20 protein-coding genes are annotated in these 24,990 nt (G+C 71.8%); 9 read left to right on the top strand and 11 right to left on the bottom strand.

What is annotated here, in order from left to right; genetic code table 11:
• From ACZ5XS_RS25045 to ACZ5XS_RS25055, 3 genes are read right to left on the bottom strand one after another with little or no spacing between them, the layout of a single operon-like run.
• On the bottom strand, nucleotides 1–1,161 hold the full coding sequence (locus tag ACZ5XS_RS25045; protein WP_468654793.1) for an ADP-ribosylglycohydrolase family protein: 1,161 nt from the start codon (nucleotides 1,159–1,161) through the stop codon (nucleotides 1–3).
• A gap of 8 nt (nucleotides 1,162–1,169) precedes the next feature.
• Nucleotides 1,170–2,435, bottom strand: coding sequence for an ADP-ribosylglycohydrolase family protein (locus tag ACZ5XS_RS25050; RefSeq protein ID WP_468654795.1), 1,266 nt, complete (start codon nucleotides 2,433–2,435; stop codon nucleotides 1,170–1,172).
• The gene (locus ACZ5XS_RS25055) at nucleotides 2,432–3,520 is read right to left on the bottom strand and encodes an ADP-ribosylglycohydrolase family protein (RefSeq protein WP_468654797.1); all 1,089 of its coding nucleotides are present in this window, start codon (nucleotides 3,518–3,520) and stop codon (nucleotides 2,432–2,434) included. Before ACZ5XS_RS25055 ends, ACZ5XS_RS25050 begins: the two co-directional genes overlap by 4 nt.
• Nucleotides 3,521–3,823: 303 nt before the next feature.
• Between ACZ5XS_RS25055 and ACZ5XS_RS25060 the strand changes: the two genes are divergently transcribed.
• From ACZ5XS_RS25060 to qcrB, 4 genes are all read left to right on the top strand, one after another.
• Nucleotides 3,824–4,555 (top strand): VIT1/CCC1 transporter family protein, encoded by a 732-nt coding sequence (locus tag ACZ5XS_RS25060; RefSeq protein WP_468654799.1) that lies wholly within the window; start codon nucleotides 3,824–3,826, stop codon nucleotides 4,553–4,555.
• Nucleotides 4,556–4,928: 373 nt separating this feature from the next.
• Nucleotides 4,929–9,524, top strand: a complete 4,596-nt coding sequence (gene gltB, locus ACZ5XS_RS25065) for a glutamate synthase large subunit (protein WP_468654876.1) — start codon at nucleotides 4,929–4,931, stop codon at nucleotides 9,522–9,524.
• On the top strand, nucleotides 9,517–10,980 hold the full coding sequence (locus ACZ5XS_RS25070; protein WP_468654801.1) for a glutamate synthase subunit beta: 1,464 nt from the start codon (nucleotides 9,517–9,519) through the stop codon (nucleotides 10,978–10,980). Before gltB ends, ACZ5XS_RS25070 begins: the two co-directional genes overlap by 8 nt.
• Before the next feature lie 196 nt (nucleotides 10,981–11,176).
• Nucleotides 11,177–12,832, top strand: a complete 1,656-nt coding sequence (qcrB, locus tag ACZ5XS_RS25075) for a cytochrome bc1 complex cytochrome b subunit (RefSeq protein WP_468654803.1) — start codon at nucleotides 11,177–11,179, stop codon at nucleotides 12,830–12,832.
• On the opposite strand, the gene ACZ5XS_RS25080 is transcribed toward qcrB, so the two are convergent.
• Together ACZ5XS_RS25080 and ACZ5XS_RS25085 are read right to left on the bottom strand one after the other, a co-directional pair.
• Nucleotides 12,807–13,790 carry an acyl-CoA dehydrogenase family protein gene (locus ACZ5XS_RS25080; protein ID WP_468654805.1) on the bottom strand — a complete coding sequence of 328 codons (984 nt, stop codon included), beginning with the start codon at nucleotides 13,788–13,790 and terminating at the stop codon, nucleotides 12,807–12,809. The genes qcrB and ACZ5XS_RS25080 overlap by 26 nt on opposite strands.
• Nucleotides 13,790–14,929, bottom strand: a complete 1,140-nt coding sequence (locus ACZ5XS_RS25085; RefSeq protein WP_468654807.1) for an acyl-CoA dehydrogenase family protein — start codon at nucleotides 14,927–14,929, stop codon at nucleotides 13,790–13,792. The genes ACZ5XS_RS25080 and ACZ5XS_RS25085 overlap by 1 nt, the downstream gene beginning before the upstream one ends.
• A gap of 47 nt (nucleotides 14,930–14,976) precedes the next feature.
• On the opposite strand from ACZ5XS_RS25085, the gene ACZ5XS_RS25090 reads away from it, so the two are divergent.
• From ACZ5XS_RS25090 to ACZ5XS_RS25100, 3 genes are read left to right on the top strand one after another with little or no spacing between them, the layout of a single operon-like run.
• Complete coding sequence (locus tag ACZ5XS_RS25090; protein ID WP_468654809.1) at nucleotides 14,977–15,759, top strand: SDR family oxidoreductase; 783 nt, start codon at nucleotides 14,977–14,979, stop codon at nucleotides 15,757–15,759.
• A gap of 26 nt (nucleotides 15,760–15,785) precedes the next feature.
• On the top strand, nucleotides 15,786–16,424 hold the full coding sequence (locus tag ACZ5XS_RS25095; RefSeq protein ID WP_468654811.1) for a TetR/AcrR family transcriptional regulator: 639 nt from the start codon (nucleotides 15,786–15,788) through the stop codon (nucleotides 16,422–16,424).
• Nucleotides 16,425–16,447: 23 nt separating this feature from the next.
• Nucleotides 16,448–17,605 carry an acetyl-CoA C-acetyltransferase gene (locus ACZ5XS_RS25100; protein ID WP_468654813.1) on the top strand — a complete coding sequence of 386 codons (1,158 nt, stop codon included), beginning with the start codon at nucleotides 16,448–16,450 and terminating at the stop codon, nucleotides 17,603–17,605.
• 204 nt (nucleotides 17,606–17,809) lie between these two features.
• On the opposite strand, the gene ACZ5XS_RS25105 is transcribed toward ACZ5XS_RS25100, so the two are convergent.
• The 4 genes from ACZ5XS_RS25105 to ACZ5XS_RS25120 are packed head-to-tail and all read right to left on the bottom strand — an operon-like array spanning nucleotide 17,810 to nucleotide 21,202.
• On the bottom strand, nucleotides 17,810–18,859 hold the full coding sequence (locus ACZ5XS_RS25105; protein WP_468654815.1) for an NAD(P)H-dependent flavin oxidoreductase: 1,050 nt from the start codon (nucleotides 18,857–18,859) through the stop codon (nucleotides 17,810–17,812).
• Nucleotides 18,859–19,602 carry a CoA-transferase subunit beta gene (locus tag ACZ5XS_RS25110; protein ID WP_468654817.1) on the bottom strand — a complete coding sequence of 248 codons (744 nt, stop codon included), beginning with the start codon at nucleotides 19,600–19,602 and terminating at the stop codon, nucleotides 18,859–18,861. The genes ACZ5XS_RS25105 and ACZ5XS_RS25110 overlap by 1 nt, the downstream gene beginning before the upstream one ends.
• A complete protein-coding gene (locus ACZ5XS_RS25115; RefSeq protein ID WP_468654819.1) occupies nucleotides 19,599–20,444 on the bottom strand; it encodes a CoA transferase subunit A in 846 nt (281 codons plus the stop codon). Before ACZ5XS_RS25115 ends, ACZ5XS_RS25110 begins: the two co-directional genes overlap by 4 nt.
• A complete protein-coding gene (locus tag ACZ5XS_RS25120) occupies nucleotides 20,441–21,202 on the bottom strand; it encodes an enoyl-CoA hydratase family protein (protein ID WP_468654821.1) in 762 nt (253 codons plus the stop codon). Before ACZ5XS_RS25120 ends, ACZ5XS_RS25115 begins: the two co-directional genes overlap by 4 nt.
• A gap of 54 nt (nucleotides 21,203–21,256) precedes the next feature.
• Between ACZ5XS_RS25120 and ACZ5XS_RS25125 the strand changes: the two genes are divergently transcribed.
• Both ACZ5XS_RS25125 and ACZ5XS_RS25130 read left to right on the top strand, forming a co-directional pair.
• Nucleotides 21,257–21,997, top strand: coding sequence for an SDR family oxidoreductase (locus tag ACZ5XS_RS25125; RefSeq protein ID WP_468654823.1), 741 nt, complete (start codon nucleotides 21,257–21,259; stop codon nucleotides 21,995–21,997).
• 1 nt (nucleotide 21,998) lies between these two features.
• Entirely contained in the window at nucleotides 21,999–22,910 is a 912-nt protein-coding gene (locus ACZ5XS_RS25130; protein ID WP_468654825.1) for an SDR family oxidoreductase, read from the top strand.
• A 31-nt stretch (nucleotides 22,911–22,941) separates the two neighbouring features.
• Here the strand turns inward: ACZ5XS_RS25130 and ACZ5XS_RS25135 are convergent, their stop codons facing one another.
• Both ACZ5XS_RS25135 and ACZ5XS_RS25140 read right to left on the bottom strand, forming a co-directional pair.
• Complete coding sequence (locus ACZ5XS_RS25135; protein ID WP_468654878.1) at nucleotides 22,942–23,646, bottom strand: response regulator; 705 nt, start codon at nucleotides 23,644–23,646, stop codon at nucleotides 22,942–22,944.
• Nucleotides 23,631–24,938, bottom strand: coding sequence for a sensor histidine kinase (locus tag ACZ5XS_RS25140; protein WP_468654827.1), 1,308 nt, complete (start codon nucleotides 24,936–24,938; stop codon nucleotides 23,631–23,633). Before ACZ5XS_RS25140 ends, ACZ5XS_RS25135 begins: the two co-directional genes overlap by 16 nt.
• Between the last annotated feature and the right edge of the window lie 52 nt (nucleotides 24,939–24,990).

The following is a 24,990-nucleotide window of genomic DNA, read 5'->3' on the forward strand; positions in this document are numbered from 1 at the left end:
TCAGGCTCCGAGTTCGGTGCGGGCCGCCTCGTGGGACCGGCGGCGGGTCACGTCCCGTCGGAAGATCTCGCGGGTGACGGTCGTGAGGGTGGTCGCCGGTTCCCACAGGTCCAGGCGACTGGCTTCCGAGACCTGCTTCGCCCAGTCCTGCGGCACCGGGCAGCCCAGGGCGCCCGCCATCGCGCCCGCCATCGTGGCGATGGAGTCGCAGTCGCGGCCGTAGTTCACCGCGCCCAGGACCGCGTGGCGGTAGTCGCCGCGGGAGAGAACCAGCATGCCCAGGGCGACCGGCAGTTCCTCGATCGTGTGCAGGCGGGAGGGGCGGCGGGCGCCGAGAGAGGGCTGCCGGTAGTCGGGGCCGACCGTGTCGTACGGGGCCACCGCTTCGCGCAGCGGGGCCAGCGCGGACTCGAAGTCCGTGTGCTGCGCGGCCGTTTCGCAGACCTCCTCGATCGCCGCCCGGGTGCCGTCCTTCGCCAGGGCCAGGCAGGCGGAGACGACCGAGTCCGGCGTGGCACCGGGCGTGCTCGCCGCCGCCACCGCCGCCGCGAAGACGGCCGCCGCCTCACGGCCGTACGACGACTGGTGGGCGCCCGCGATGTCCAGCGCCTCGGCGTACGCGCCCGCCGGGTCGGCCGCGTTGACCAGGCCGACCGGGGCCATGTACATCGCCGCGCCGCAGTTGACGATGTTGCCGACGCCTGCCTCGCGGGGGTCGACGTGGCCGTAGTGGAGGCGGGCCACCAGCCACTTCTCCGCCAGGAAGACGCGGTGCAGCAACAGCGCCTCCGCCTCCAGCTCCGGGATCCAGCGCGGGTTCGTCATCAGGTCCGGCACCAGGTGATCCGCGATCGCGTACGCGTCCAGGTGGTCGCGGACCCGCGCGTACACCCGTACCAGCGCGTGGGTCATCAAGGTGTCGTCGGTGACGTGGCCGTCGCCCTTGTGGTACGGCGCGATGGGGCGGGCCGTACGCCAGGCGTCACCGTTCCAGGGGCCGACGATGCCGTGGACGCGGCCGGCGTGGCGCTCGACGATCTGCTCGGGGGAGTAGCCCTCCACGGGGCCGCCCAGCGCGTCGCCGACGGCCGCGCCGACGAGGGTGCCGGTGATGCGTTCGTCCAGACCCGACGCGTGAGCTTTTTCCTCTTTGGGTGTCATGCCCCGAATCATCCCCCTGGCGGGGCCGGTTGTGCGGCTTCCAGGAGTTCGGCGAGTTCCACCAGGTCCGTGCCGGTGAGGCGGGGGAGCACGCAGCCCGAGAGGGTGCGGCAGCTGTCGCGCCAGGCAGCGGGGATCGACCCGCCGCCGCCCAGGGCGCCGGTGAGGGCGCCCGCGAGGGCAGGGGCCGAGTCGGCGACGCGGGACAGGCAGGCCGCTGCCGGTACCGCCTCCGCGATCCGGCCCTTCGCCGCGCGGGCCAGGGCCAGGGCGACCGGGACCGTCTCGGCGGCGGCGATGCCGTAGCTGTACACGTGGTCGACGATCTGGTGCTCCAGGAGAGGGACGAGGGCGAAGGCGCTCTCGGCGTCCTCGGCGAGTCCCAGGGCGTGGCGGGCGTTGCGGCCGATCTCGGTGGACTCGGGGAGTTCCGCGAGGGCGGCGGTGACGCAGGCATGTACGTCGGCTCCCGCCAGGGCGAGGGCGAGTGCCGCGGCCATCGCGCGGGCGCCGTGCACACCGTCGCCGTCCTGGGTGTAGCGGGCGTCGAACTCGGCGAGTTCCGCCGCGAGTCGGGGGTCGCCGGGGTGGGCCACGGCCAGGACGCAGGCCCGTACGCAGGCGGCGTCGTCGAAGTAGTGCGGGTTGTCGTGGCCGGTGGCGGGCGGGCGCAGGCCGGTGGCGAGGTTGCCGAGGCCGGCGCGGACGGAGATGCGGGCGCGCAGGGGGATCACCGCGGACTCGATCTCGGGGGCGCGGTCGGCCGCCGCGGCGACCTCGCCGGCCAGGGCGCTCCAGGTGAGGTCGATGGCGGCACGGGTGCGGCGTTCCCGGCTGAGGTCGGGAAGGAGGGTGTCGTCGCCTGCGCGCAGGACCGCTTCCGCCACGAAGACCGCCCACTCGGCGTCGTCGGAGGGGCCGAGCCGCAGGGGTTCGGGCGGTTGGTTCAGGGCGATGGGGACGGGGAGGGTCGTCGTCGCGTTCTGTTCGGCGAAGGTGTCGAGTTCGCGGGTCAGGCGGCGGGTCCAGTCGGGCATGCGGGCGGCGCGGTGGCGGGCGGCGGGCCAGCCGGCGGCGTCGCCTGCGGCGAGGCCGAGCAGGAGGCCTTCGATGCGGCGTGGGGTGCGGTGGTGGGTTGCCGGGGCCTCGGCCTCGCCTTCGGCCTTTGTGTTCCCACCCGCACCACCCGTGCGGCTTTCGTCGTCGGGTGGTGCGAGTGGCCCCTGTGAGGGTTCCTCGCCTTCGGCGGCCGCGGGTGCGAGCAGCGGGGTCATGAGAGGGCCTCCGTCTTGTTCAGGATCTCGTTCACGCTCTCGACCGGGATCTCGCTCGGTACGAAGCCCCCCGCGCCCCATCTCCCGTCCTCGCCCGGCGTCAGCAGCTCCGCCACGTCCAGGACGTGGTGGCCCGCCATGGACGGCAGGCAGCTGCCGCGTGCCGGGCCGATCGCCGCGGCCCAGTCGGCCGGGATCGCCAGGGCGCCGTGGGTGGCGCCGGCCAGGGCGCCCGCCACCGCCGCGGTGGTGTCGGCGTCGCGGCCCATGTTGACGGCGGTGAGTACCGCCTGGACGAAGTCGCCGTCGGCGGCCGCGTAGGCGCCGAAGGCGAGGGCGACCGCCTCGGGGGCCAGGTCGGTCCAGGGGTAGCCGCCGACCACGACCGCCGAGCGGACCGCGCGTTCGCCGCGGTGGGCCACCGCCACCGCGCGGCGCAGCGAGCGGGCCGTCCACGAGTCGTCGGGCACGACCGCCAGGGCCGAGGCGACCACGGCGATCGTCGGTGCTCCCGCCATCGCCGCCGCGACACCCGCAGCGACCGCCTGGCCGCCGTAGATGCCCTCGCCCTCGTGGCTCACCGAGCCGTCGATCGCCACCAGGCGGGCCGCCTCGGCGGGGCGGCCGGAGGCGAAGACGCCGAAGGGGGCCGCGCGCATGGCCAGGCCGTCGCTCCAGGCGTGGCGGTGCTGGGCGGAGATGGGGGCCGCGAGGCCGCGGCGCAGGTTCTCCAGCGTGCCGCGTTCGCTGAAGCCGGCGCCCCGGAAGGGGCCTTCGTCGCGGTCCGCGATCCACTCGTGCCAGGCCGCCTCGACGTGGGCCGGGGTGAGGGCCGAACCGTGCCGGGCCAGCAGGAGGCCGGAGAAGATCGCGTACTCGGTGTCGTCCGTGCCGGACGGGTTGTCCGCGACGTAGCCGGTGATACGGCCCCAGCGGGCGCGGATCTCGGAGGGCTTCATGTTCTCCGCGGGGGCGCCGAGGGCGTCTCCCACGGCCAGGCCGAGCAGGGCGCCGCGGGCCCGCTCACGGAGTTCGGCGGCGTTGCCGGGCGCCGGGACCGGGGGAATGCAGGCGATCGATGCCATACGCGGCCTCTCCTCCGAGGGCTTCCCGCAGGGGGCGGAGCCCTTTGCGGATGTGTCCCACCGGAGCGGTTCGCGAGAGCCTCCGAGGCCTCAGCATCACCCGGTCGACATTTGTGCACTCTCCCGATCGAATGAGCGTCCGAAGGTAAAATCGCAGGTTAGCCGAGCCTTTCCTTGCTGGCGGACCGGAATTCGGAAGCGTAGTCTCTTTGTTGTCGAAAACTAGAAGAAGTCCAAATAGACAGACAAGCAGCCGAACAAGAACCCGGGCAAGACGTCCGGACAAGCTCCCTGGGGGACCGTATGGCCATCATCGAAACCGAGGCGCCACTGCACGAGGCGCACCGCGACAACCACACGCACCGGGATGTGAACGGTGGCTGGCTCAGGCCCGCCGTCTTCGGCGCGATGGACGGGCTGGTCTCCAACCTCGCCCTGATGACCGGTGTCGCGGGCGGTTCGGTGGGTCAGCAGACCATCGTCATCACCGGGCTCGCGGGGCTCGCCGCCGGCGCCTTCTCCATGGCCGCCGGCGAGTACACCTCGGTCGCCTCGCAGCGCGAGCTCGTCGAGGCCGAGCTGGACGTGGAGCGCAGGGAGCTGAGGAAGCACCCGAAGGACGAAGAGGCCGAACTCGCGGCCCTGTACGAAGGGCGGGGAGTCGAGCCGGAGCTGGCCCGGGAGGTGGCCCGGCAGCTGTCCCGCGACCCCGAGCAGGCGCTGGAGATACACGCTCGCGAGGAACTGGGCATCGACCCCGGTGACCTGCCGTCGCCGCTGGTCGCCGCCGTCTCCTCGTTCGGGGCGTTCGCGCTGGGCGCCCTGCTTCCCGTACTGCCGTATCTGCTCGGCTCCGGCGACCTGTGGCCCGCCGTGCTGCTCGCGCTCTTCGGACTCTTCGCTTGCGGTGCGGTCGTGGCCAAGGTGACGGCACGGACCTGGTGGTTCAGCGGGCTGCGGCAGCTCGTTCTGGGGGGTGCCGCGGCCGGTGTGACGTACGCCCTGGGCAGCCTGTTCGGAACGGTCGTAGGATAGGTCGGCTGCAAGTTATGCGATGGGCCGTATAAGTAGCCGTTACTCGCTGGTTTCGAATGCTTAACCACCGGGCATGAGCCGTAAGCGCTGTGGGCAATGAGGCCCGCGGCGCACCCGCGGGGTGGGCGACGACGCTCTCTCCGCCCCCTCGGGTCGACGGACATTGATCTGTCCGCTTCGATCCCCCTATACCTTGCGCCGCCGAGCGCGGTACCCCCGCCGCGACCCCGCGGCGTCCGCATGTTGGAACGGAGTATCCGGTTCCCGAGAACCGCTCCATCATGTAACCTGCACGAAATTTTGCACTCACGCAGAGGGCCAACGTCGTCCCTCGGCAATCTGCATATGCCACATGACGACGACGGGAGAGCCGATGCGTACGCCGCGCCAGCCGTCCCAGCACTCCACGAATGGCCAGAACCGGTCGTTCATGGATGCTCGCCCTGCTGCGCAGGGTATGTACGACCCCCGCAACGAGCACGACGCCTGTGGCGTCGGCTTTGTGGCCACCCTCACCGGCGAGGCGAGCCACGCGCTGGTCGAGCAGGCGCTGACTGTTCTGCGCAACCTGGAACACCGCGGTGCCACCGGCTCCGAGCCCGACTCGGGTGACGGGGCGGGCATCCTGTCCCAGGTGCCGGACGCCTTCTTCCGCGAGGTGGCCGCGTTCGAGCTGCCCGCGGCCGGTGCGTACGCGGTCGGTATCGCCTTCCTGCCGGAGAACGGCGCCGAAGACGCCGTCTCACGCATTGAGACGATCGCCGCGGAGGAGGGCCTGACGGTCCTCGGCTGGCGCGACGTGCCGGTCGCCCCCGAGCTGCTCGGCGCCACCGCCCGTTCCACGATGCCCGCCTTCCGGCAGATCTTCGTCGCGGACGGTTCCTCGACGGACATCACCCTCGACCGCAAGGCGTTCGTGCTGCGCAAGCGCGCCGAGCGCGAGGTCGACGTGTACTTCCCGTCGCTGTCCGCGCGGACGATCGTCTACAAGGGCATGCTGACCACCGGCCAGCTGGAGCCCTTCTTCCCTGACCTGTCCGACCGCCGCTTCGCGTCGGCCATCGCGCTGGTCCACTCGCGCTTCTCGACGAACACCTTCCCGAGCTGGCCGCTCGCGCACCCGTACCGTTTCGTCGCGCACAACGGTGAGATCAACACCGTCAAGGGCAACCGCAACTGGATGGCCGCCCGCGAGTCCCAGATCGTCTCCGACCTGTTCGGAGGCCAGGACACGATCGACCGGGTCTTCCCCATCTGCACGCCGGACGCCTCCGACTCCGCGTCCTTCGACGAGGTCCTGGAACTCCTGCACCTGGGCGGCCGTTCACTGCCGCACTCCGTGCTGATGATGATCCCGGAGGCGTGGGAGAACCACGACTCCATGGACCCGTCCCGGCGGGCCTTCTACCAGTTCCACGCCACGATGATGGAACCCTGGGACGGGCCGGCCTGCGTCACCTTCACCGACGGCAAGCAGGTCGGCGCGGTCCTCGACCGCAACGGTCTGCGCCCGGGCCGCTACTGGGTCACCGACGACGGCCTCGTCGTCCTCGGCTCCGAGGTCGGCGTCCTCGACATCGACCCGGCCAGGGTCGTCCGCAAGGGCCGTCTGCAGCCCGGCCGGATGTTCCTCGTCGACACCGTCGAGCACCGCATCATCGAGGACGACGAGATCAAGGCCGAGCTCGCCGCCGAGAAGCCGTACGCGGAGTGGCTGGAAGCCGGCGAGATCGAGCTGTCCGACCTGCCCGAGCGCGAGCACATCGTGCACACGCACGCCTCGGTCACCCGCCGTCAGCAGACCTTCGGCTACACCGAGGAGGAGCTGCGCATCCTCCTGGCACCGATGGCCAAGGCCGGTGCCGAGCCGATCGGTTCGATGGGCACCGACTCGCCGATCGCCGCGCTGAGCGAGCGTCCGCGACTGCTCTTCGACTACTTCACCCAGCTGTTCGCGCAGGTCACCAACCCGCCGCTGGACGCCATCCGGGAAGAACTGGTCACGAGCCTGCGCTCGTCGCTGGGCCCGCAGGGCAACCTGCTGGAGCCGACCGCCGCGTCCTGTCGCAGCGTCCTGCTGCCCTTCCCGGTCATCGACAACGACGAGCTCGCCAAGCTCATCCACATCAACGCCGACGGCGACATGCCCGGCATGAAGGCCGCGACCCTGTCCGGCCTGTACCGGGTCTCCGGCGGCGGCGAAGCCCTCGCCGCACGCCTGGACGACATCTGCGCCGAGGCCGACGCCGCCATCGACAACGGCGCCCGCCTCATCGTCCTGTCGGACCGCCACTCCGACGCCGAGCACGCGCCGATCCCGTCGCTGCTGCTCACCGCGGCCGTCCACCACCACCTCATCCGCACCAAGCAGCGCACCCAGGTGGGTCTGCTGGTCGAGGCCGGTGACGTCCGCGAGGTCCACCACGTCGCCCTGCTGATCGGCTTCGGCGCCGCGGCCGTGAACCCGTACCTGGCCATGGAGTCCGTAGAGGACCTGGTCCGCGCGGGCACCTTCCTGTCGGACATCGAGGCCGAGCAGGCCATCCGCAACCTGATCTACGCCCTCGGCAAGGGCGTCCTGAAGGTCATGTCCAAGATGGGCATCTCCACCGTCGCGTCCTACCGCGGCGCCCAGGTCTTCGAAGCGGTCGGCCTGGACGCCGAGTTCGTCACCAAGTACTTCAGCGGTACGGCCACCAAGATCGGCGGCGTCGGCATCGACGTCATCGCCAAGGAGGTCGCCGCCCGCCACGCCAAGGCGTACCCGGCCAGCGGCATCGCGCCGGCCCACCGCGCACTGGAGATAGGCGGCGAGTACCAGTGGCGCCGCGAGGGCGAGCCGCACCTGTTCGACCCGGAGACCGTCTTCCGCCTCCAGCACTCCACGCGCAGCGGCCGGTACGACATCTTCAAGAAGTACACCGAGCGCGTGAACGAGCAGTCCGAGCGCCTGATGACGCTGCGCGGCCTGTTCGGCTTCACCTCCGGCCGGCAGCCGATCTCCATCGACGAGGTCGAGCCGGTCAGCGAGATCGTCAAGCGCTTCTCGACGGGCGCCATGTCGTACGGCTCCATCTCCAAGGAAGCCCACGAGACGCTCGCCATCGCCATGAACCAGCTGGGCGGCAAGTCCAACACCGGTGAGGGCGGCGAGGACGCGGACCGTCTGTACGACCCGGCCCGCCGCTCGTCGATCAAGCAGGTCGCCTCCGGCCGCTTCGGCGTGACCTCCGAGTACCTGGTCAACGCGGACGACATCCAGATCAAGATGGCCCAGGGCGCCAAGCCCGGCGAGGGCGGCCAGCTGCCCGGCCACAAGGTCTACCCGTGGGTCGCCAAGACCCGTCACTCCACCCCGGGTGTCGGTCTGATCTCCCCGCCGCCGCACCACGACATCTACTCGATCGAGGACCTGGCCCAGCTGATCCACGACCTGAAGAACGCGAACCCGCAGGCGCGGATTCACGTGAAGCTGGTCTCCGAGGTCGGCGTCGGCACGGTCGCGGCGGGTGTGTCCAAGGCGCACGCGGACGTGGTGCTCATCTCCGGCCACGACGGCGGTACCGGCGCCTCGCCCCTCACCTCGCTGAAGCACGCGGGCGGTCCCTGGGAGCTGGGTCTCGCGGAGACCCAGCAGACGCTGCTGCTCAACGGCCTGCGCGACCGCATCGTCGTGCAGACCGACGGCCAGCTCAAGACCGGCCGTGACGTCGTCATCGCCGCGCTGCTCGGCGCCGAGGAGTTCGGTTTCGCGACCGCGCCGCTCGTCGTCTCCGGCTGCGTCATGATGCGCGTCTGCCACCTGGACACCTGCCCGGTCGGCATCGCCACCCAGAACCCGGTCCTGCGCGACCGGTTCACCGGCAAGGCCGAGTACGTGGTGAACTTCTTCCAGTTCATCGCCGAGGAGGTCCGCGAGATCCTCGCCGAGCTGGGCTTCCGCTCCATCGAGGAGGCCGTCGGCCACGCCGAGACCCTCGACGTGACCCGCGCGGTCGACCACTGGAAGGCGCAGGGCCTGGACCTGTCCCCGCTCTTCTACGTGCCCGAGCTGCCCGAGGGCGCCCCGCTGCACCAGGTCATCCAGCAGGACCACGGCCTGGAGAAGGCGCTCGACAACGAGCTGATCAGGCTCGCCGGCGACGCCCTGGCCGCGGACTCCGCGACCGACGCCCAGCCGGTGCGCGCCCAGGTCGCGATCCGCAACATCAACCGCACGGTCGGCACCATGCTCGGCCACGAGGTGACGAAGAAGTTCGGTGGCGCGGGCCTGCCCGACGACACCATCGACATCACCTTCACGGGCTCCGCCGGCCAGTCCTTCGGCGCCTTCCTGCCGCGCGGTGTCACGCTGCGCCTGGAGGGCGACGCCAACGACTACGTCGGCAAGGGCCTGTCCGGCGGCCGGGTGATCGTCCGTCCCGACCGGGGCGCCGACCACCTCGCCGAGTTCTCGACGATCGCGGGCAACACCATCGCCTACGGCGCGACCGGCGGGGAGCTGTTCCTGCGCGGCCGCACCGGCGAGCGGTTCTGCGTCCGCAACTCCGGCGCGACCGTGGTCTCCGAGGGCGTGGGCGACCACGGCTGCGAGTACATGACCGGCGGTCACGCGGTGGTGCTGGGCGAGACGGGCCGCAACTTCGCGGCCGGCATGTCCGGCGGTGTCGCGTACGTCATCGACCTGAACCGCGACAACGTCAACGTCGGCAACGTGGACGCCGTCGAGGCGCTGGACGACACCGACAAGCAGTGGCTGCACGACGTGGTGCGCCGCCACGCCGAGGAGACCGCCTCGACGGTCGCCGAGAAGCTGCTCGCCAACTGGGACGTCTCCGTGGAGCGCTTCAGCAAGATCATCCCCAGCACGTACAAGGCAGTGCTCGCCGCCAAGGACGCCGCCGAGCGAGCGGGTCTCACCGAGACCGAGATCACCGAGAAGATGATGGAGGCGGCGATCAATGGCTGACCCGAAGGGCTTTCTGAACCACGGGCGCGAGGTCGCCAGGTCCCGCCCCGTCGACGTACGCCTGAAGGACTGGAACGAGGTCTACGTCCCCGGCTCCCTGCTGCCGATCATCAGCAAGCAGGCCAGCCGGTGCATGGACTGCGGCATCCCGTTCTGTCACAACGGCTGTCCGCTGGGGAACCTGATCCCCGAGTGGAACGACTACGCCTACCGCGAGGACTGGGCGAACGCCTCCGAGCGCCTGCACGCCACGAACAACTTCCCGGAGTTCACGGGCCGGCTGTGCCCCGCTCCCTGCGAGTCGGCGTGTGTGCTCGGCATCAACCAGCCGCCGGTGACCATCAAGAACGTCGAGGTCTCGATCATCGACAAGGCGTGGGAGACCGGTGACGTCGCCCCGCAGGCGCCCGAGCGCCTGTCGGGCAAGACCGTCGCGGTCATCGGCTCGGGCCCGGCGGGCCTGGCCGCCGCCCAGCAGCTGACCCGGGCCGGCCACACCGTCGCCGTCTACGAGCGCGCGGACCGCATCGGAGGCCTCCTCCGGTACGGCATCCCCGAGTTCAAGATGGAGAAGCGGCACATCAACCGCCGTATCGAGCAGATGCGCGCGGAGGGCACCCGCTTCCGTACCGGCATCGAGATCGGCCGCGACCTCAAGGCGACCGACCTGAAGAAGCGGTACGACGCGATCGTCATCGCCGCCGGTGCCACGACCGCGCGTGACCTTCCGGTCCCCGGCCGCGAGCTCAAGGGCATCTACCAGGCCATGGAGTACCTGCCCCTGGCCAACAAGGTGCAGGAGGGCGACTTCGTGGCGCCCCCGATCTCGGCCGAGGGCAAGCACGTCGTCGTGATCGGCGGCGGCGACACCGGCGCCGACTGCGTGGGCACCGCCCACCGTCAGGGCGCGGCCTCGGTCACCCAGCTGGAGATCATGCCCCGCCCGAACGAGGACCGGAACCCGGTCTCCCAGCCGTGGCCGACCTTCCCGATGCTCTACAAGGTCACCTCCGCGCACGAGGAGGGCGGCGAGCGGGTCTACTCCGTCTCCACCACCCACTTCGAGGGTGACGAGGACGGCAACGTCCAGTGGCTGCACCTCAGCGAGGTCGAGTTCATCGAGGGCAAGCTGACCCCGAAGCCGGGCACGGAGCGCACGATCCCCGCCCAGCTGGTCACCCTCGCCATGGGCTTCACCGGCACCGACCGCGAGAACGGCCTGGTCGAGCAGTTCGGTCTGGAGCTCGACGAGCGCGGCAACATCGCCCGCGACGCCGACTTCCAGACCAACGTGCCGGGCGTGTACGTCGCCGGTGACGCCGGCCGCGGCCAGTCGCTCATCGTCTGGGCGATCGCGGAGGGCCGCTCCGCCGCGCGTGGCGTGGACCGGTTCCTGACCGGTACCAGTGAGCTGCACGCCCCGATCCGTCCGACGGACCGCTCGCTGATGGTCTGACGGCCACAGGGGAAAAACGTCCCGTACAACGGCGTACGGAACACGAGACGGCGCCTGCCCCAGTCCCCGACCGGACATGGGCAGGCGCCGCCGCATGTGCGGGTGACGTTCCCTGCTCACTCGTCCGCTCGCACCGTTGGCCCAGGGATGACCGTCGTGTCAATCTGGATGGGATCCGACGGGGAGGCGACGACGTATGGACGGCGTACCACCGGTGGACGAGACGAGGGGTTCCGCCCGCTCCCGCAGGGAGCCCCCCGCCACGGGCGAGAAGCTCGCCGACTGGGCCGACGGGCGGCTCGGGCTCTACGCGCTGGCCAAGGCCAACATGCGCAAGGTCTTTCCGGACCACTGGTCGTTCATGCTGGGCGAGGTCTGCCTCTACAGCTTCCTCGTCCTGATCCTCACCGGTGTCTACCTCACCCTGTTCTTCGATCCGAGCACCAGCGAGGTCGTCTACAACGGCTCCTACGAACCGCTCAACGGCGTCCTGATGACCCGGGCCTACGAGTCCACGCTCGACATCAGCTTCGAGGTGCGCGGCGGGCTGCTCATCCGGCAGATCCACCACTGGGCCGCGCTGGTCTTCGTCACCGGCATGATGGTGCACATGATGCGGGTGTTCTTCACCGGCGCCTTCCGCAAGCCCCGCGAGCTCAACTGGGTGTTCGGCTGGACCCTGCTGTTCCTCGGCATCCTCACCGGCCTGACCGGCTACTCGCTCCCCGACGACCTGCTGTCCGGCACCGGGCTGCGCTTCGCACACGGCGCGATCCTGTCCGTGCCGGTCGTGGGAACGTACCTGGCGTTCTTCCTCTTCGGCGGGGAGTTCCCCGGGGAGGACTTCATCGCGCGGCTGTACCCGGTCCACATCCTGCTGCTCCCCGGGATCATGCTCGGCCTGGTGGTCGCCCACCTGATCCTGGTCTTCTACCACAAGCACACGCAGTACCCGGGGCCCGGCCGCGACAACAAGTCCGTCGTCGGCATGCCCTTCCTGCCGGTCTACATGGCGAAGGCGGGCGGCTTCTTCTTCCTGGTCTTCGGCATGCTGGCGATCCTGGGCGGCCTCGCGCAGATCAACCCCGTATGGGCTTTCGGGCCGTACCGCCCGGACCTGGTGACCACCGGCGCCCAGCCCGACTGGTACCTGGGCTTCTCCGAGGGGCTGATCCGGGTGATGCCGGGATGGGAGATCAACTTCTGGGGTCACACCCTGGAGCTGGGCGTCTTCATCCCCTTCTCCCTCTTCCCGCTGATCATGATCGCCATCGGCGTGTATCCGTTCATCGAGGCGTGGATCACCGGCGACAAACGCGAGCACCACATCCTGGACCGGCCGCGCAACGCACCCGTGCGCACCGGTCTCGGCGTCGCCTGGCTGACTCTGTACGCGGTGCTGCTGATCGGCGGCGGCAACGACATCGTGGCCACCCATCTGCATCTGTCCATCAACGCGATCACCTGGTTCGTGCGCGTCGCCGTCTTCGTCGCGCCGGTCCTCGCCTTCATGGTGACCAAACGGATCTGTCTCGGACTCCAGCGCCGCGACCGTGACAAGGTGCTGCACGGCAGGGAGTCCGGCACCGTCAAACGGCTCCCGCACGGGGAGTTCGTCGAGGTCCACGAACCCCTCTCGCAGGCACAGCTGTACACGCTCACCCAGCACGAGCAGGAGCCGCCGTACGAGATCGGGCCGCTCGTCGACGCGGGCGGTGTACGGCGGCGGGTCAAGGCCTCCCAGCGGATGCGGGCACGGCTGGCCAGGGCGATGTTCGGGCCCGACAAGCGGATCGCGAAACCCACGGCCGAGGAGTACCGGGAGCTCACGAGCGGCGATCACCACCACTGAGGAGCACGGTTGCCCGGCACTCGTCCGGGCTGCCCCAGGCGGTGCGCAGCGCTCGGGCCTTGGTGAGCCAGAGGGACAGGTCGTACTCCGCCGTGTAGCCGATCGCGCCGTGCAGTTGGAGGGCCGTGCGAGCGGTGGTGTACGCCGCCTCGCAGGCCGTGACCTTGGCTGCGGCGACGTCCTGCTCGGTCATCGTCAGGGCGGCGCCGAAGAGCAGAGGGCGCGCGAACTCCAGAGCGGTCTTCGCGTCCGCCAGCTGGTGCTTGACGGCCTGGAACGAGCCGACGGGGACACCGAACTGGACGCGCTGCTTGACGTACGCGACGGCTCTGTCGAGGAGGGCGAGGCCGACGCCGAGGGCTTGGGCGGCGGTGGCGAGGCGGGCCCAGGTGAGAGCCAGGGCGGTGGCCGTGGTGACCTGCGGGCCGTTGGCGAGGAGTTCTCCCCCGGGCGGTGGAGCGAAAAGCCGACGGGCGGGGTCGAGGGAGGGGCGCGGGGCACCGGGCGCAGGGGCCAGGCGCAGCTCGCCCGCCCCCGACACCGCCAGCCGTACGTCGGCCATGTCCGCGTCCAGCGCGTACGGCCCCACCGCCAGGGTCGCCGTCGACTCGCCCGAGGCCAGGGCGGGCAGCAGGCGCTTGGCCGGGCCCGTGTCGTCCAGGGCGGTGAGGAGCGCGGCTGCCGCCACCGTCTCCGCCAACGGGCCCGGCACCGCGTGCCTCCCCAACTCCACGAAGGCGACGGCGAGTTCCACAGGACGCGGGCCCAGCCCGTCGTACGCCTCCGGTACCGCCAGCGCGAACACGCCCGCCTCCGCGATGCGGCGCCACAGCGCACGGCCGCTCGCGTGCTCGCCCCGGCTCCGGTCCCGTACCACCGAAGGGGTGTCCGCCGCTGTCAGCATCGCGTCCAGCGCGCCGGCGAACGCGCGCTGGTCGCTGTCCAGCAGGAAGCGCATCAGCGGCGTCCTTTCGGCAGGCCCAGCAGGCGTTCGGCGATGATGTCGCGCTGGATCTCGTTGGTGCCCGCGTAGATCGGGCCGGCCAGGGAGAAGACGTAGCCCTCGGACCAGGGGGTGTCGGCCGACTCGCCGTCCGGACCGAGGAGGTCGAGTGCCGTTTCGTGCAGCGCGATGTCGTACTCGGACCAGAAGACCTTGTTCAGGCTGGACTCGGGGCCGATCGACTCGCCGTCGAGGAACCGGGAGGCGGCGGCGTAGGTGAAGAGCTGGTAGGCGCGGGCACCGATGAGGGCGTCGGCCACGCGATGGCCGGCGCCCGGCGGGCGGCCCAGTGCCTGCCAGAGCTCGGCCAGCCGGGCGGCGCTCGCGAGGAAGCGGCCGGGGGAGCGCAGGGTCAGACCGCGTTCGTTGCCGGCTGTCGACATGGCGACCCGCCAGCCCTGCCCGGGCTCGCCGATCACGTCCTCGTCGGGCACGAACACCTCGTCCAGGAAGAGCTCCGCGAAGGCCGGCTTTCCGTCCAGGCGCCCGATCGGGCGGACCGTGACGCCCCGGGCGCGCAGGTCGAACATCACGTAGGTGAGGCCCTGGTGGCGCTTGGAGGCGTCGGGCTCGCTGCGGAACAGGCCGAACGCGCGGTCCGCGAAGGCCGCGCGCGAGGACCAGGTCTTCTGCCCGCTCAACAGCCAGCCGCCGTCCGTACGGACCGCCCTCGACCGCAGGGACGCCAGGTCCGACCCCGCCTCCGGCTCCGACCAGGCCTGCGCCCAGACCACCTCGCCCGCGGCCATGGGCGGGAGCACACGCGCGCGTTGCTCCTCGGTGCCGTGGTCGAAGAGGGTCGGGGCGAGGAGGTTGACGCCGTTCTGGCCGACCCTTCCCGGTGCGCCCGCCGCGTAGTACTCCTCCTCGAAGAGCAGCCACCGGATCAGGCCCGCGTCCCGGCCGCCGTACGGCGTCGGCCAGTTCACCACCGACCAGCGGTCAGCGGCGAGTTCGGCCTCCCACGCGCGGTGCGCCGCGAAGCCCTCCTCGGTCTCCAGAGAGGGGAGGGGAGCGGACGGCACGTGCGCGTGCAGCCAGGCCCGGGCCTCGGCGCGGAACGCCTCGTCGGCGGGGGAGTGGGCCAGGTCCACGGTCACCCTCCTTCCCTAACAAGTGTTTGGTAGGTTAGCGTGCTGTCATGACGAACGTCGAGGCTCCCGCGTACGTTCCCGGGCACGGGCTGCTCGGCGGGCGCACGGCCGTCATCACCGCGGCAGCCGGCGCGGGGATCGGCGGGGCGACCGCGCGCCGCTTCCTGGAGGAGGGAGCGCGCGTGCTGATCAGCGACGCGCACGCGCGGCGACTGAAGGAGCACGAGAGCGAGCTGAGCCGGGAATTCCCCGGGGCGGTGGCGGCACTCCCGTGCGATGTCACCGACGAGACACAGGTGCGGGCCCTGTTCGACGCCGCCGTGCGGGAACACGGACGGCTGGACGTCGTCGTCAACAACGCGGGTCTCGGCGGCACTTCGGATCTCGTCGACATGACCGACGAGCAGTGGTCGACCGTGCTGGACGTGACGCTGAACGGCACGTTCCGGTGCATGCGGGCAGCCCTTCGCCTGATGAGAGGCACCGGTGGCGTGATCGTCAACAACGCCTCCGTCGTCGGCTGGCGCGCCCAGGCCGGGCAGGCGCACTACGCCGCCGCGAAGGCGGGCGTGATGGCGCTGACCCGGTGTGCGGCGATGGAGGCGGCCGAGTACGGCGTGCGGGTCAACGCCGTGTCGCCGAGCCTCGCCATGCATCCGCATCTGGTGAAGGTGACCTCGGCGGAACTGCTGGAGGAGCTGACCTCGCGCGAGGCCTTCGGGCGGTACGCCGAGCCGTGGGAGGTGGCCAACGTCATCGTGTTCCTGGCGTCGGGCTACTCCTCGTACCTGACGGGCGAGGTCGTCTCCGTCAGCAGCCAGCACGCCTAGTTCACGCCCAGGACGAGAATGGATCCGTGCCTCCTACGAAGAAGAGCCCCCAGGTGACCGCCACAGAGCCGCCCGCGGCCGGCTCCGCTCGCGACCGCCGTCGCGAACTCCTCGGCACCGCCGCCGAGGTCTTCGCCGAGCAGGGCTACAACGCCACCACCGTCCGCAAGATCGCGGACCACGCGGGCATGCTCGCGGGCAGCCTCTACTACCACTTCGACTCCAAGGAATCGATGCTGGAGGAGATCCTGCGGACCTTCCTCGACGAGCTGTGGGACGGCTACGACACCGTCCTGGGCGGTGAGCTCGGGCCGCGCGAGACCCTCGAAGCCCTGGTCACCGAGTCGTTCCGGGAGATCGACCGGCACCGCGCCGCCGTCGCGATCTACCAGAAGGAGAGCAAGCAGCTGGTCGCGCAGGAGCGGTTCGCGTTCCTCGCAGAGTCACAGCGCAGGTTCGAGAAGGCGTGGCTGTCCACGCTGGAACGCGGGGTCGCCGCCGAGGTGTTCCGGGCCGACCTCGACGTCCGGCTCACCTACCGGTTCGTGCGCGACACGGTGTGGGTCGCCGCGTCCTGGTACCGGCCCGGCGGACAGCACAGCCCGGAGGAGATCGCCCGGCAGTACCTGTCGATGGTGCTGGACGGGATCGCCGTACGCGAATAGCCCCCATCTGTGAGGGAGTTGCCATGGCCGAGGCCTACATCGTCGAAGCGGTCCGTACGCCCGTCGGGCGGCGCGGGGGAGGACTGAGCGCGGTCCACCCGGCCGACCTCGGCGCGCACGTGCTCAAGGAGCTGGTCGCGCGGGCCGGGGTCGACCCGGCCGCCGTCGAGGACGTCGTCTTCGGCTGCCTCGACGCCGTGGGCCCGCAGGCCGGTGACATCGCACGGACCTGCTGGCTGGCGGCCGGCCTGCCCGAGGAGGTGCCCGGCGTCACGGTGGACCGGCAGTGCGGCTCCTCCCAGCAGGCCGTGCACTTCGCCGCGCAGGCCGTCCTGTCCGGCACGCAGGATTTGGTCGTCGCCGGCGGTGTGCAGAACATGTCGCAGATCCCGATCGCCTTCGCGACCCGGCAGGCCGCCGAGCCTCTGGGCTTCACCGAGGGCCCCTTCGCGGGCAGCGAGGGCTGGCGGGCCCGGTACGGGGACCGGGCGGTGAACCAGTTCGCCGGCGCCGAGATGATCGCCGCCAAGTGGGGGATCAGCAGGCAGGACCAGGAGGAGTTCGCGCTGCGGTCGCACCGGCGGGCCCTGCGGGCCATCGACGAGGGGCGCTTCGAGCGGGAGATCGTGGCGTACGCCCAGGCCGCCGTCGACGAGGGCCCGCGCAGGGACACCTCCCTGGAGAAGATGGCCGGACTGAAGCCCGTCATCGACGGCGGCACGGTCACCGCGGCCTGCTCCTCGCAGGTCTCCGACGGGGCCGCCGCCATGCTGCTCGCGTCGGAGCGGGCGGTGCACGAGCACGGGCTGCGTCCCCGCGCGCGCGTGCACCATCTCTCCGTGCGCGGCGAGGACCCCATCCGGATGCTGACCGCGCCCATACCGGCCACCGCGCACGCCCTGAAGAAGACCGGCCTGTCCCTCGACGACATCGACCTCGTCGAGATCAACGAGGCCTTCGCCCCGGTCGTCCTGGCCTGGCTGAAGGAGACCGGCGCCGACCCCGACAAGGTCAACGTCAACGGCGGCGCGATCGCCCTCGGTCATCCGCTGGGCGCGACGGGCGTCAAGCTCATGACGACCCTGCTGCACGAACTGGAGCGCACCGGAGGCCGGTTCGGCCTGCAGACGATGTGCGAGGGCGGCGGCCAGGCGAATGTCACGATCATCGAGAGGCTCTGAGGAGGACGGCGCAGGCTCGTCTTTCTTCGCCCCCGCCGCCCCTTCCCGTCCCGTCCCTGAGGGCTGCGCCCCCAGACCCCGCTTTCGGCCCGAAGGGCCTCGTCCTCAAACTCCCCCAGAGGGGGGACCCCCAGACGGGCTGAAAGAATCAGGCCCTCCGGCGGCGGGCAGGCGAACGGCACGGTCACCGAGCGGTCGTGACGTTCACCGGGGCGCGCTCAGCCGCTCCCGTACCTCCTCCGCCTCCTTCATGATCCGCTCCACCAGCTCCGCGCACGACGGCAGGTCGTCGATCACCCCGGCGACCTGCCCCGCGGCCATGACCCCGAGATCCGTACGGCCGTCCACCATCGCCGCCCTCAGCAGCATCGGCGTGTTCGCGGCCAGCAGGACCTGGCTCCACGTCAGGTCCTTGCCGTGCTTCATCGTGAGCCCGTCGCGGACCAGTTGCCGCCAGGTCAGCCCCGACAGCTCGCGGAAGCCCGCCGCTCTGCGCACGGCCTGGAGCAGGGCCCTCGTGCGGCCGGCGTGCTCCAGGGCCTGGACCAGTTCCGTGCGGAGCATGCGGTGCGGAAGGCCGTCGACCGCCCGGGTCACCGTCACGTCCCGGACCGTCGCCGCCAGATACCGGGCCTTCACCGCGTCCGGCACCGTCGAGTCCGAGGTGAGCAGGAACCGCGTGCCCATGGCGACGCCCGCCGCGCCGTAGGCCAGCGCCGCGACCAGGCCCCGCCCGTCGTGGAAGCCGCCCGCCGCCACGACCGGTATCCGCACGGCATCCACCACCTGCGGCAACAGCACGGTCGTCGCCACCTCGCCGGTGTGCCCGCCGCCCTCCCCGCCCTGCACGATCACCGCGTCCGCGCCCCATGCCGCGACCTTCTCGGCATGCCGCCGGGCACCCACGGAGGGGATGACCACGACGCCCGCCGCCTTGAGCTCGGCGATCAGCTCGGGCGAGGGCGCGAGGGCGAAGGAGGCGACCCGCACGCCCTCGTCGATGAGGATCCGCACCCGGTCGCCCGCGTCCTGGGCGTCCGCGCGCAGATTCACCCCGAACGGCTGGTCCGTACGGGACTTGACCTCCCGTACGGCGTCCCGCAGCCGGTCGAGGGTCATCGTCGCGGAGGCCAGGATGCCCAGCACGCCCGCCTCGGCCGACGCGGAGACCAGACGGGGGCCCGACACCCAGCCCATGCCGGTCTGCACGAGCGGATGCCGGACGCCGGCCAGCCGGGTGAGCGCGGTCTCCATCAGCCGGCCTCCCGGTCCGGCACCTCACGGGTGCGGGCGCTCTCCGGATCGATCACCTCGCGGATCAGCTCCAGCTCGGGGGGCGTCGGTTCGCGGGTGTACGGCACCTCGTCCGGCACGGTCAGTTCGAAGCCGGTGGCCTCCCTGACCTGGTCCACGGTGACGCCCGGGTGCAGCGAGGCCAGCCGCATCGAGTGGTCGGGGGTGGCGAAGTCGAAGACGCCGAGGTCGGAGACGACCCGGGGGATGCGGTGGAAGCGGGCCGTTTCCGGATGCTCGGCGGCACGGTCGTACCCCACCCCGCACACCATGTCGACGCGCCCGACGAAGACCCGCCGGGAGTGCCGGGGGATCCAGTAACTGGTCGGGTTGTTCAGGGTGTTGACCGGCGCTCCCCGCACACCGAGCAGCTGCCGCTTCGGCCTGGCCCAGTCGCCGATGCAGGAGATGTTCTGGTTGCCGTACCGGTCGATCTGGCTCGCGCCCATCATCACGTGGCGCCGGCCGCCGGTGACCAGGGTGAGGTGCCGGCGGTAGGGCAGCCAGCCCTCGACGGTGCCGTCCGGGCCGACGAGCAGGGCCTCGCCGTCGGTCAGCAGCAGGTCCGGTGCGAAGGTGCGGCGGGCCAGGCGGGCGCCGACGGACGGGATCAGGCCCATGGGGCTCGCCAGGATCTCGCCCGCGTCCCGCCAGGCCTCGGCGCAGGCGATCACGCAGTACTCGGCGCGGCTGACGGCGCTCATGTCCCCTCCCCGACTTCCCTGACCGCCCTCTGGTAGGCCTGCTCGTCCCCGTCGAGGAACCGCGCCGAGAACTTTGCCCACGGTGTGCCGGCGTACCGCTTCTGGAACGCCTCGTCCCGGTCGTAGTCGGGGGCGCAGGACGTGAAGTGGGCGCCGTTCGGCGCCTCGACGACCCCCGTGACCGTGTGGCGTTTGATCAGCAGGGTCTGCGGGGCGGCCTCCTTGGTCAGTTCGGCCGTGTCCACGATCCGCTCGCAGGACAGGTACGCGGTGTCGGCCGCCTCGCAGAACAGGTCGTCGAAGTACGGGTCCGGGCCGAGGTACTGGCCGTTGCCCTGCCGGTCCGCGCGGTTCATGTGGACGAAGGCCGCGTCCAGGCGCAGCGCGGGCATCGCCACGAACGTCTCGGAGTCCTCGTACGGCGACGTGACCGTCCGCAGACCGGGGCCGGCCCGCATCACGTCCGAGCCGATGCCCGCCCGCACCGGCAGGAACGGCAGGCGGTTGGCGGCCGCGTGCAGCCCCCACATGAACATCGCCTCGTCGACCTCCATCAGCTCGAAGGCGGCACGCTCGCGTGCCGCCCGGTAGTGCGGTTCCAGGGGGATCGAGTCGAGGGTCACGAAGGCCGTGACGAGCTTGCGGATCCGGCCGGCGGCGGCGAGCAGGCCGACGTCCGGGCCGCCGTACGAGACGACGGTGAGGTCGCTGATCCGGGTGCGGAGCAGGGCTCGTACCAGTGCCATCGGCTTGCGGCGCGAGCCCCAGCCGCCGATGCCGAGCGTCATCCCGCTCTCCAGGCGGCCGACGGCCTCCTGGGCCGACATGGTCTTGTCGCTCACCGGGTGGCCTCCTTGCCGAAGGAGTCGCGGACCCGGTCGGCGACCCCGTCGAGGCTGGCTTCGAAGGTGAAGCCCTGCTCGAAGCGGTAGCTGCGGTGTACGTCGACGGGGTCGATGCCGTTGATGGCGGCCTTGGCCAGCCGGATGAGCCGGCCGTCCTTGGCGGCGATCTCGCGGGCCAGGCCGAGGGCGGCTTCGCGCAGTTCCGCGCGCGGGACGACCCGCCACACCGAGCCGTGCGCGTGCAGTTCGGCCGCGGTCGCGGTACGCGAGGTGTAGTACAGGGCGCGCATGAGGTGCTGCGGGACCAGGCGGGACAGATGGGTGGCCGCGCCGAGCGCGCCGCGGTCCAGCTCGGGCAGGCCGAAGGCCGCGTCCTCGCTCGCCACGATCGCGTCCGCGTTGCCCACCAGGCCGATCCCGCCGCCCAGGCAGAAGCCCTGCACGGCCGCGACGACGGGCACCTCGCACTCGTACACCGCCGCGAAGGCCTCGAAGCAGCCGCGGTTCGCGCCGACCAGCGCCTGCTGCCCCCGCGCCTGTATCTCCTTGATGTCCACGCCCGCGTTGAAACCGCGCCCCTCGGCGGCGAGCACCACACACCGGACCCCGGTGTCCCGGCCGGCCGCGCGCACGGCGTCGGCCAGCGCGAACCAGCCGTGCACCGGCAGGGCGTTCACCGGCGGGAAGTCGACCGTGACGACGGCGATGCCGTCTTCTTCGGGCCCCTTTTCCGGGGACGAGGTGGAGACACCCATGGGCGCATCAGCTACCTTTCCACCAAACGTTTGTTAGGTGGAGGGTAGCGGTGAATGGAGCTGAACGGGAAGGTCGCGGTCGTCACCGGCGGTACCCGCGGCGTCGGCGCCGGGATCGCGAGGGCCTTGGCGGAGGCGGGTGCGGAGGTCGTGGTCTGTGCGCGCCGGCCGCCGGAGGTCCCGCTGCCGAAGACCGGGTTCGTGCCGCTGGACGTACGGGACAGTGAGTCCGTACGGCGGTTCTTCGCCGAGCTGCCCCGCCTGGACGTCCTGGTCAACAACGCGGGCGGCGCCCCGTACCGTCCGCTCGTGCGGGCCGAGGCCGAACGGCACGTCCGCGTCCTGGAATTGAACCTCCTCGCACCGCTGACCGTGTCCCTCGCCGCGTACGACCACCTCAAGCGGGCCCAGGGCTCCATCGTGATGATCGGCAGTGTCAGCGGCAGCCGCCCCTCACCCGGTACGGCGGCGTACGGGGCGGCCAAGGCCGGCCTGGAACACCTGGCCCGCTCGATGGCCGCCGAATGGGCGCCGGAGGTCCGCGTCAACACCCTCGTCGTCGGTATGGTCCGCACCGAGCTGTCCCACCTCCACTACGGCGGCCCGGACGGCCTCGCCGCGGTCGCCCGCACGGTCCCCCTCGGGCGGCTGGCCGAGCCGTCCGACGTCGGCGCCGCCACGGTCTTCCTCGCCTCGGACGCCGCCGCGTACATCAGCGGGGCCTCGCTGCTCGTCCACGGTGGCGGGGAGCGGCCCGCGTTCCTCGATGCCTCGACCGCCGACAAGGAGACCTGAGATGAGTGCACCGCCGCTGTGCGAGGGACGCGTCGTGATCGTCACAGGCGCCGGCCGCGGGCTCGGCCGCGCGCACGCCCTCGCGTACGCCGCCGAGGGCGCCCGGGTCGTCGTCAACGACCTCGGCGTCGGCCTCGACGGCACGCCGGGCCCCGACAGCCCCGCCCGCCGGGTCGCCGACGAGATCCGCGCGTCCGGCGGCGACGCGGTGGCCCACGGCGGCGACATCGCCACGACCGAGGGCGCCGCGTCCCTCGTACGCACCGCCCTGGAGACGTACGGCCGCCTCGACACCCTCGTCAACAACGCCGGTTTCCTGCGCGACCGCATGCTGGTCAACCTCGACGAGGACGACTGGGACGCGGTCGTCCGCGTCCACCTGAAGGGCCACTTCCTGCCGCTCAGGCACGCGGCGGCGCACTGGCGCGCGGAGGCGAAGGCGGGGCGGACGCCGACGGCACGGGTCGTCAACACCAGCAGCGGGGCCGGGCTCTCGGGGTCGGTCGGACAGGGGAACTACAGCGCCGCGAAGGCCGGGATCGTCGGGCTGACGCTGGTCGCGGCGGCGGAGCTGGGGCGCTACGGCGTGCAGGTCAACGCGATCGCCCCGGCCGCCCGCACCCGGATGACCGAGGAGACCTTCGCGCGGACGATGGCCGCGCCCGCGGGCGGCTTCGACGCGATGGCCCCCGAGAACGTGTCGCCGCTGGTGGTGTGGCTCGGCTCGGCCGCGAGCGCGGGCGTCAGCGGGCGGGTCTTCGAGGCCGAGGGCGGCCGGATCACCGTCATGGAGGGCTGGCGACCGGGCCCCAGCACCGACAGGGGGGCGCGGTGGTCGCCGGCGGAGGCGGGGGACGCGACGCGGAAACTGCTGGCGGATGCGGAGGTTCCGAGGGCCGTGTACGGGGCGTGAAGGCGGACGACGCACGGGTGGGTCAGGACTCTCAGCCGCCCCCCGTCGGATCCCCCGGCGCGACCAGCCCCGTCTCGTACGCGAGGACCACGGCCTGGACGCGGTCGCGGAGGTCCAGTTTCGACAGGATGCGGCCGATGTGGGTCTTGACCGTGGTGGGGCTGAGGAACAGTCGGTCCGCGAGTTCGGCGTTGCTCAGGCCCGTCGCGAGGAGCCGCAGCACCTCCAGTTCGCGGGGGGTGAGGCCGGACAGGTCGCGGGGGAGGGCGGCCGGCCGGGCCTCCTCGCGATGGGCGAAGCGCTCGATCAGGCGACGGGTGATGGCGGGCGCGAGCAGGGCGTCGCCCAACTGCGCGAGGCGTACGGCGGCCACCAGGTGTTCGGGGGTGACGTCCTTGAGCAGGAAGCCGCTGGCCCCGGCGGTGAGCGCGGCGTAGACGTAGTGGTCGAGGTCGTAGGTGGTCAGGATGATCACGCGCGGGCCGGCCGGATCGCTGTCGGCGAGGATCCGCCGGGTGGCCTCGATGCCGTCCATGCGGGGCATCCGGACGTCCATGAGGACCACGTCGGGCCGGGTGCGCCGGACCGCGGCGACCGCCTCCGCCCCGTCGGCCGCCTCGGCCGTCACCTCGATGCCGTCCGCGGCCAGGATCATCCCGAAGCCGGTCCGTACGAGGGCCTGGTCGTCGGCGATGACCGCGCGCAGCGCCGGCGGCCGGTTCACGCCGCCCGCCAGGGGATCCGCGCCGTGATCCGGTAGCCGCCGGCGAGGGTGGGACCCGCCGTCAGCTCACCGCCGTAGACCGCGAGCCGTTCGCGCAGCCCGATCAGACCGCGGCCGTTGCCGTTGCCGTCCGCGGGCGAGGGGTCGCGGACGGCGCCGGTGTCGGTGACCTCGATCTCCAGACAGTCGCCGGCGTAGCCGATCGTCACGCCGGCGTCGGCGCCGGGCGCGTGCTTGATCGTGTTGGTCAGCGCCTCCTGCACCACGCGGTACGCCGTCAGATCCACCCCGGCCGGCAGCGGCTCGGGCGGCAGCGACACGGCGACGCCCACCGGGGTCCCGGCGGCCCGCACCCGCTCGATCAGCGCGTCGAGCTGTCCGAGGCCCGGCTGCGGCTCCAGACCGTCGGCGGGACTGTCGGCGCCGCCGAGGTCCGGGGCCGCCAACAGGCCCATCACATGGCGCAGTTCGGCCATCGCGGCCCGGCCACCGGCCTCCACCGCCAGCAAGGCCTCCTTCGACCGCTCCGGTGCCGCGTCCATCACCTTGCGGGCCGCCCCCGCCTGGATGACCATCACGCTCACATTGTGGGTCACGACGTCGTGCAACTCCGCGGCGATCCGCCCCCGTTCCTCCTCGACCGCCCGGCGCATGTCCTCCTCCTGCGCCCGCTGCAACTCGGCGAACCGGTCCCGGCCGGCCGCCAGGCGCCGCTGCCAGAACCGGACCGTCCCCGCCACCACCCCGGCGGCCAGCAGCACCACCACGGGACTCGACCACCCCGGCAGGACCGGATCCGTCTGCCGGAACGCCAGGCCGGCCGGCACGGCGGCGACGACCAGACAGGCCGGCGCCAGTGTCCGGTACCGACTGTGCTTCACCGCGCTGTAGGCGCCGATGACACAGGTCAGCACGGTGATCCAGGTGGCACGGTCCCCGATGCCCAGCGCCGCTGCCAGCACCACTGCGAACACGGCCAGCGGATACCGGCGCCGGGCCGCGAGCGGCAGCGCCGACAGCAGCACCAGCGGCCAGGGCGGCGCCGCGACCGCGTCCTCCACGAGTAGCGCACCCGGCGCCGGCGGCCGGGGCGGGACAGGCACCCCGTACTCGTCCCTCGGCACGACGAACGCCGGCCCGTCACCGGGAAACCGCGCCGCCACTACCAGCGCCACCACGGTCAGGACGACCGCCAGCACCACGTCGGCACTCATCGCCCGCCGTGACAGCGGCCCGCCCTTCGCCTCCGGCCGCAGCACGTCCCGCAGTTGCCGACGCCACCCGGGCCGCTCCTCCGTCTCCATCGGCTCATTGTGTGGCCGACGCGCCCCGGCCGCGTCCCCCTGGACGACCAGA

It is taken from the genome of Streptomyces sp. NPDC033131, from assembly GCF_055578365.1.